General features: G+C 62.8%; 1 protein-coding gene and 1 pseudogene. Both read left to right on the top strand.

The window, feature by feature from the left end:
* Positions 1-406: response regulator transcription factor (locus AC1DYI_RS36435; RefSeq protein ID WP_477208954.1), on the top strand; the 406-nt coding region annotated here is incomplete at its 5' end.
* Positions 403-1,128: pseudogene (locus AC1DYI_RS36430) on the top strand (hybrid sensor histidine kinase/response regulator); the annotation flags it as partial. The gene AC1DYI_RS36435 and the pseudogene AC1DYI_RS36430, both read left to right, overlap by 4 nt.

The following is a 1,128-nucleotide window of genomic DNA, read 5'->3' as shown; positions in this document are numbered from 1 at the left end:
GTTGATCCTGAGTGGCGACGAGGATGCCGCCATACCCGCCAAGGTGAAGCAAGCGGGAGCTCACGGTCATTTGCTCAAGAGTGACCCGCCGGAGGTGTTTGCCGAGGCCGTCGCGGCCTTGCGCGCGGGGCTGGACTGGTTCCCGCACCCGGCCATCGACATTGCCGCCGCCGAAGCGCCAAGGCGCGAAGTTCCTGTTCAACCGCGAGACTTTGGCCTGACCGGTCGACAAGGCGAAGTGCTTGACTTCGTGTTGCGCGGCATGCCCAACAAACGCATAGCGATCAGTCTCAACATCTCCGAGCAGACCGTGAAGGAACACGTCTCGAGCATCCTGGCCAAACTGGGCGTGGCCAACCGAGTGGAAGCCATTGCCTTGTTGCGCGGCAGGCGTTTCGAGGCGTGAAAGCGGCCTGGGCAGCGGGGCGGATGGCCGCCGCTTTCAGGTTCTTGCAGCAAGACGATGYCGACATCAGCGACGCCGGCCGCACCCGATTGCTCGACCTGACCTTTGCGAGACTGGTCTTCAGTGTTTGTGCGACCCCGGTGGCCGGCATACCGTACTTGTATTGGCTGCACCACGGCGGCGTGAGTGCGGTGGGTTTTGGCAGCCTGGTCGGTATCTATGCGGTGTCGGCGGTCTGGGCCTTTCGACAATTGCGCCGCTATCGCCGGGAGTCGGCCTTGTTCGCACCGGCGGTGCAATTGAGTCGATGGCGACCGGTGGTGAACCGCATGGCGCTTTGGCACGGTGTGGGCGTCGGTTTGACGCTGGTCGTGGTTCACGCCGAAAACCCACAGGCGCCGCTCGACATCCGGCTCTTGTTGCTGACGACGATTGCCGGGGCCATCGCGGCCAATACCACCCATCAGACGCCAATGCTGGGCGCTTTCCTGCGTTTCTTCGCATCGGGGTGGGGGATCAGCTGCCTGACCATGCCCTGGGTGTTCAGCGAACATTGGCCTTTGATGCTGCCGATTTCGTTGATGTACGCGGTGGCCACTTGCAGGCACGCCGGGTTGGCGCATCGATTTTTTGTTCAACAGGTTCGCTTGGAAGACGCGAGCTCACGCCTCGCCGAGCAATATCGGCAGGCGAAGAATGAGGCCGAGCGCGCGCTGCAGGAC

It is taken from the genome of Ideonella sp. P3_A4, assembly GCF_056403075.1.
This window is presented reverse-complemented; position numbering and strand designations above follow the sequence as displayed.